The organism is Vibrio sp. 1151_11 (assembly GCF_029478525.1).
GTDB lineage: Bacteria > Pseudomonadota > Gammaproteobacteria > Enterobacterales > Vibrionaceae > Vibrio > Vibrio anguillarum.
The window spans coordinates 90,188-96,914 of the sequence record NZ_SHMN01000016.1; the positions used below are offsets into that span (position 1 = coordinate 90,188).

The 6,727-nt window shown below is 41.8% G+C and carries 6 protein-coding genes; 4 read left to right on the forward strand and 2 right to left on the reverse strand.

All coding sequences use genetic code 11. The features are described from left to right. Positions 1-2 precede the first annotated feature (2 nt). On the reverse strand, positions 3-2,693 hold the full coding sequence (locus EXZ60_RS12690; RefSeq protein ID WP_277435796.1) for a bifunctional acetate--CoA ligase family protein/GNAT family N-acetyltransferase: 2,691 nt from the start codon (positions 2,691-2,693) through the stop codon (positions 3-5). A 219-nt stretch (positions 2,694-2,912) separates the two neighbouring features. Here EXZ60_RS12690 and EXZ60_RS12695 point away from each other — a divergent pair, with 219 nt between their 5' ends. Next, positions 2,913-3,494: an SPOR domain-containing protein gene (locus EXZ60_RS12695; RefSeq protein WP_013867790.1), complete on the forward strand. Its 582-nt coding sequence runs from the start codon at positions 2,913-2,915 to the stop codon at positions 3,492-3,494. Between the two features lie 171 nt (positions 3,495-3,665). After that, positions 3,666-4,670, forward strand: coding sequence for a D-alanine--D-alanine ligase (locus EXZ60_RS12700; RefSeq protein ID WP_170888466.1), 1,005 nt, complete (start codon positions 3,666-3,668; stop codon positions 4,668-4,670). Here the strand turns inward: EXZ60_RS12700 and EXZ60_RS12705 are convergent. Continuing rightward, positions 4,654-5,613, reverse strand: a complete 960-nt coding sequence (locus tag EXZ60_RS12705; protein WP_017049543.1) for a tyrosine-type recombinase/integrase — start codon at positions 5,611-5,613, stop codon at positions 4,654-4,656. The genes EXZ60_RS12700 and EXZ60_RS12705 overlap by 17 nt on opposite strands. Positions 5,614-5,715: 102 nt before the next feature. Between EXZ60_RS12705 and EXZ60_RS12710 the strand changes: the two genes are divergently transcribed. Both EXZ60_RS12710 and yciH read left to right on the forward strand, forming a co-directional pair. Further along, complete coding sequence (locus EXZ60_RS12710) at positions 5,716-6,087, forward strand: DUF3319 domain-containing protein (RefSeq protein ID WP_013867787.1); 372 nt, start codon at positions 5,716-5,718, stop codon at positions 6,085-6,087. Positions 6,088-6,094: 7 nt separating this feature from the next. Further along, positions 6,095-6,406: a stress response translation initiation inhibitor YciH gene (yciH, locus tag EXZ60_RS12715; RefSeq protein ID WP_017045562.1), complete on the forward strand. Its 312-nt coding sequence runs from the start codon at positions 6,095-6,097 to the stop codon at positions 6,404-6,406. The last annotated feature ends 321 nt before the right edge of the window (positions 6,407-6,727 follow it).

A 6,727-nucleotide genomic window follows, 5' to 3' on the forward strand; every position in this document is an offset into this window, starting at 1 on the left:
CTTTATTCTGGTTTATTTAAGATCAAAACCATATCTGCCGTCCCATCTTCGAAATGCACTTCAATCTCAAAACCTAATTTTTGCGCTAGCGTCAACATGCCTCGGTTGGTTGGCATGGTCATGCCGGAAATTTGTAAGGTTCCTTTCAAGCGACAATAGTCGATGATTTTTTGCAGCAAGATTTTACCTAAACCTTTTCCTTTTAAATCCGAACGGATCAAGATGGCGAACTCAGCATCGCTATTCTCAGGGTTAATGAGTGCTCGTGAAACGCCAATAATACTCTCTTGATCATTGGTATGATCCACTGCGACAAAAGCCATTTCTCGGTCATAGTCAATTTGAGTAAAATTGGCTAAGGCTTCATGGTTAAACTCGCCGACATCCGAAAAAAAGCGTTTGTACAAATCTTCTTTTGATACGTTACGGATAAACTCTGCATGATGCGGCTCATCTTCGGGCAAGATTGGGCGTAAGGTAATGGCCGAGTTGTCCTTTAGGATCACACTTTCTTCAAACTCACTTGGATAGGGGCGGATAGCTAATCTACTTTGTCCGTCACCTTGGTAATCTTTTAGGACTAAGTTGGCATCCAATATGGTGAATTGATTGCCATTGGCTAAAACCGGGTGAATATCTAATTCATCTATTTGTGGACATTCAATAATCATCTGCGAGATACGAACTAAAAACTCAGATAACCCATCAATATTCATTGGCTCTGGTAGTTTTTGCAGCCGAATTTTCCCGCTGCGTATTGCTCTGACAATCAGATAACGAGCGAGCGTCATATTCAGTGGGGGTAGTGCGGCGGCGGCATCGATTGATTCATCCCATTCTGAACCACCTTGTCCCAGTAAAATGACCGGGCCAAAGGTTGTATCAGTAATCACTTTGATCCTGAGCTCTTCGCCGCCAGCGAGCTTTGCCATTGCCTGAACCAATAACCCATGAACATTAGCGGAAGGATACGAGATCTGCGTGCGATCCAATATCGCTTGTGCTGCGCTTGCCACTTCGTGGCGGTTGCGTAGATTGAGCATCACGCCTTGCACATCTGATTTATGCGTAATATCGGGCGAACGCAATTTCACCACGACTGGGTAACCAATTTGCTCGGCAATATGTACCGCTTCACTGGCATCAGAAGCTATCCAAGTTGGTAATACGTTAAAATTAAAATATTTAAATAACTTACCTATTTGGTGCGTATCAAGGTGACGGGTAGGGTGTATGCCTAGTTGCTCCGCTATCCATTGCTGCGCGCTGTGTATTTCTGATACATGGACGGGTTCTGCGGTTGTCGGCGTTTCCATTAGTTGTTTTTGATTTCGACGGTACTCGACTAAGTGCATGAATGCCACAACTGCACTTTCTGGCGTTCGATAGGTTGGGATGCCCGCTTGGGTAAATATTTGTCTAGCCGGGCGCGCGGTAAGTTCTCCTGACCAATTGGTTAGGATGTTAAAACGTTTATGGCGAGGGTGCGCTTTAATGGCGTCGACCACCGCTTGAGCGGTTTGTTCAGACTGCGCAATCGCAGATGGGCTGTGCATAATGAGAATGGCATCGGTTTTATCACTATCTAGCAGCACATTTAGTGTATTAACGTAGCGAGTATGATCCGCATCACCCACCATATCGACCGGATTACTGTGAGACCAACTTTTAGGCAGGCACTGATTTAGTTTTTGATAAGTAGACTCTTCAAGATCGGCAAGTTTTCCGCCTCGATCTAACAAGGTATCGACGGCCATAATAGCTGGCCCGCCACCATTGGTAATAATAGCAAGACGCTCACCTCGCAATGGAACGGAGTGAGTGAGTGTTTCAACAGCGGCAAAGAGTTCATGGGTATTATTCACCCGTAACATACCCGTGCGTTGAATTGCGGAGTCATAAATAATGTCGAGTGTATTGTCTCCACCAGTATGTGCTTGCGCCGCTTTACGTCCAGCAAGCGTTCTTCCTCCTTTTAATACTAAGATTCGCCGGTTACGTGACGCGGCACGCGCTGCCGACATAAAACGGCGAGCATCCTTAATCGTATCAACATAAAGCAAAATGGCTTGGGTGTGTCTATCCGTGCTCAGGCAATCAAGCAAGTCAGAGAAATCGATGTCGCTGGCATTACCAAGAGAAATAAATGCTGAAAATCCGATCTCTTTGTCATTTGCCCAATCTAAAATCGTGGTACAAACCGCTGCAGATTGTGAAATAAAGGCAATGTTACCTTTTAAGGCTGTGACAGGAGAAAACGAAGCGTTGAAATTTAACCAAGGTAGGATCAGCCCTAAGCTATTGGGACCCAAAATGCGCATTCCTGCCGATTTTGCAATTCTAGAACATTGGGCTTGGATTTCGACTCCTTGAGCATCTTCAGTATACATATCAGATGAAAGTACGATGACGGAGCTGATACCTTTATCTGCCAATTGCTTAAATAAGGTGACGTTGCGTGTTGCGTGCGTGCATAAAATCGCAATATCAGGGACGATAGGCAGAGATTCGATACTTTTGTAGGCCAATACGCCACAGACGGATGGATAATAAGGCGTGACAGGCATAATCGCACCATCGAAGCCTCCTTGAAGTAGGTTCTTCATCACAATATTGCCAGCACGAAGCGAGCGTACTGATGCACCAACAACCGCGATCGATTTTGGTTTCAGGAATGGATTTAAATTGTTCATGTTGATGAACCTTTCACTCACGAATTACCGTTAGCTTAGCGAACAAATGCTATCCTTGTTCACTATATTGGTTTGATTGTGATCATTACGTCGTGAGACAACTGCGACTTTGTGCCATAAATCACAGTACAAAGGTATATAATCACAAAGCGAGCTTGATTCTGAGCGTCGCTATCGGCATGATTTATAGTAATTTCTACTTAAGGCGTTGAACAATTCATGAAAAAAATCACAATTGTCGGTTTATCAGTGCTTCTGGCTGCCTGTGCATCTGATACATACATTACCGATGTCACCTCTGAAAGCCATCGTGAAGAGTACAAAGTTGCTCCGGTTCAGCAACCAGTAGTCGCTCAAGAAGGCATGGCTACTGGAATTTCTGAGAGCAATGTCGAAACGAATGTGGTGAAGATGTCTCCTAACGATACAGAGAAAAAAGTCGTTAAGATGAGCCCTCAAAGCAAAGCCGCAGTAGCGCTCATTCCACCGACAGCTAAACAGACGGCAATGAATCCGCGTTTTGGCTACACCATTCAGGTCGTTGCTGTTGGATCACAGAATAAAGTTGATCAGTTTGCCAGTAAACTGCCCAATTCTGACGGCCAACCTATTTGGGAAAATTATAAAGTAGTGAATGGAACCAAGTGGTACACCGTACTTTATGGTGACTACGCAACTCGTGCTGATGCTGTTGAAGCAATTAAAACACTGCCAACCGAGTTTCAAGCAATGAAACCTTTTGCCAAAAGTATTGATACCATCAAAAATTCGGAATTTCCGACACTCAATAAGTTGAACTGATTCTGGATTTTATCGCGAATAAATGATCAAAGGGGCTTATGCCCCTTTATTGCTTATAACTTAGCCTGTTACAACAGTAAAAAGGTTTTCCTTGGCTAAAACCGTGTAACTTCACACTGAATTGATTATCATGCTTTATAGTTTATTCGTCAGCAGCATGGACAGATTTTAATGACTCAAACAACAATCCTATTATTATGTGGTGGCGGTTCGTCAGAACATGAAGTTTCACTTGTGTCAGCCAACTATTTACAAGCACAACTTGAAAAAACAGAAGGTTTTCAAGTTATTCGCGTCGAAATGCGACCCGATGGTTGGTACAGTGAAAAGGGCGATCTGAGCTTCTTAGACACGAATGCTGCAACGTTGAATACCAATGGTGTTGCCGTCAATATCGATTTTGTGGTTCCTTGCATTCATGGTTATCCAGGGGAAACGGGCGACATTCAATCGATGCTCGAGCTGGCTGGCATCCCATATTTAGGTTGTGGTCCAGAAGCCAGTGCTAACAGTTTTAATAAAATTACATCTAAGCTTTGGTACGATGCGCTGGGTATTCCTAATACACCTTATCTTTTTCTTTCAGAAAATAATGCACAAGCGCATCAGCAGTGTAATCAGGCTCTGGAAAAATGGGGAAGTGTGTTTATTAAAGCGGCGAGACAAGGCTCATCTGTTGGTTGTTACAAAGTCACCGAGGTTTCCCAGCTCAACAGCGCAATCGATGCGGCTTTTAGCTACTCGGAACAAGTTCTGGTTGAAAAAGCAGTGAAACCTAGGGAATTAGAAGTTGCCGCTTATCAGCTTGATGGTGTTTTATATCTTTCTAAGCCGGGTGAGATCATCGCACCAGAAGACGCATTTTATACTTATGAAGAAAAATACAGTGCGACTAGCCATTCGATGACTGAAGTGCAAGCTCAGAATTTAACCAGAGATCAATTAGAAATGATAAGTGATTGTGCTGCTAGGGTTTTTACCCACATGAAGCTTAGGCACCTTGCACGTATTGATTTCTTTTTAACCCCAGAGGGAAACATTTATCTTAATGAAGTTAACACCTTCCCAGGCATGACTCCCATTTCAATGTTTCCTAAAATGTTAGAGCATAATGGGCATAGGTTTCATGAATTTCTAGCCAATTGCGTGACAACGTCACTCAATCAAAAGGTTTAATGACCTTAAATTTCATCTGTTCACTTTCTGCAATGTCGAGCTTTCCAATGTATTGAGCTGGCATTGCAGGGCTTAACCATCGTCCAAATTGCTGAATATCTTGAGTTTTATAACCTTGTTTCGCCAGTTCTTGAGCCGCACCAACACGGGTTGATTGGCCTGAAAACCTCAATTCAAATATGCCTAAGCGTTGCCCTGCATGACGTAAGATACGGAAAATAGACGCATCATTTAAAGATCTATTTGAAATATTGCCATGGCGATCGATTGAACAAAACACAATGTTCGACTCTTTATTGAGTAATTGTAGCCACTTTTTAAGTGCAAGAGAGGCCGATTCAGAAAGATAATAATCGACATTTCCCACGATGATCTTCATTTGCCCATCCACAGTTAAGGCTTGGCCTATACTTAGTTTTTTAAGCTCACTTCGTTTCAAAGCACACTCAAACATCACATAGTAGATGGCAAGATCGCGGATATCCTTTTTGTGAGATGAATGAATAAGTTGTATATCTAGTGCTAATAAATGTTTTTTCGTTAACGGTGTCGCTTGCTTAGCATCATCACCTTTCTCTCCTTTAAGACGAAACAAAGAAAGTTGAGTGAGTCGGTTTTGCGTGGGGTCTTTCATCGAAAGTAGGTGATGGATGATACCAATGGTGACCATGTAACGCCTGATAGTCGCGTATTTTCTCACACGAGCTTCCGTTTCGATAAATTGCCTAACAGCTGTTGTTGAGCCAGGAAGAGGAGTAACACATCTTATTTTGCAAAATGTAACAAAATGATTCCAATCTTTAGTCATGGCCAAAGCGGAGTTCTTCGAATATTGCCAATGTGTCAAATGTTGAAATTGTTCAAAGCAAACTGTGTCGGAAAATTCGGTAACCTTTTGTTTTAAAATCATAGGATCTGTGATGAGAGGGATGTTTTTTTTCATCTTGATGCACTATAACAATATGGTTTATCGATAAATATACTTGATAACGGTGAAGATACAATTATTATTTAACTAACCTATAATTAAAAAGACCAATAACATATGGCTATAGCGACGTATCGAGGATTTACCCTTACATCTGCGCCTAACTCTACAGATATATGGCAAGTTAAGATCAAAAACCATGTTTTGACTGGTAACCTTGCGGCAGTTAAAAAAAGCATAGACTGGTGGTGTGATACTGCCTCTATCATTGATCCTAGAGAGTTCAGTGCGGTAGGTAAGAAGAGAGAAGCTCCAAATGGTAAACAAGAGCAATTTGGCGGCTTTACACTGAAGAATGATACAGGTGAGCTCAATGGGTGGTATTGCTTTTTCAATGGTCGCTTAATCAAAGGTTCAAAAGTGGCTATTCAAAAACATATCGAAGCTTATTTGCTTGCAAAACAGAAAGCAGAACAATTAAAGAAGTAAATGATTTATGACACTTGTATATTCTACGGATTTAGGCCGTATCAAAGCTGAGCCTGAAGTTATAGAACGCCCTAAAGGAGATGGAGTGGTTAGAATCCATCGTCAAACAAAAGGGCGAAAAGGGAAAGGCGTGAGTATCGTGACCGGCTTGGATTTAGATGATACTGCACTAAAGCTATTCGCGGCAGAAATCAAGAAAAGTTGTGGGTGTGGTGGCTCAGTAAAAGATGGTGAAATAGAGATCCAGGGTGATGCTCGAGACAAAATTAAAGCTTATTTAGAAAAGAAAGGTTTCATAGTTAAACTAGCCGGAAATTAACGTATTAATAACTAGAATGAAATCTCCGATTATCAGACTAGTTATTAGGTATTTTATGGTAAATACTGATTATGTTTAATGGCTACATCCCTAGAAAGCGCATAAAGGCATGGGGCTTTCATTTTGTCATTATTTATTGAACATAAGATATATAATGCGCACTTTAGTATTATTAAATTGAAGTAGAAGCAAAAATGATCCGCACCACCAGTTTTGGACACCTAATTAAGTGAGTACAATCACTAATGAGGTGAACCATGACAAACAAGAAAAAACGTATTCTCCATTCTGCTGAATTTAAAGCAGAAGCACTGAAGCTAG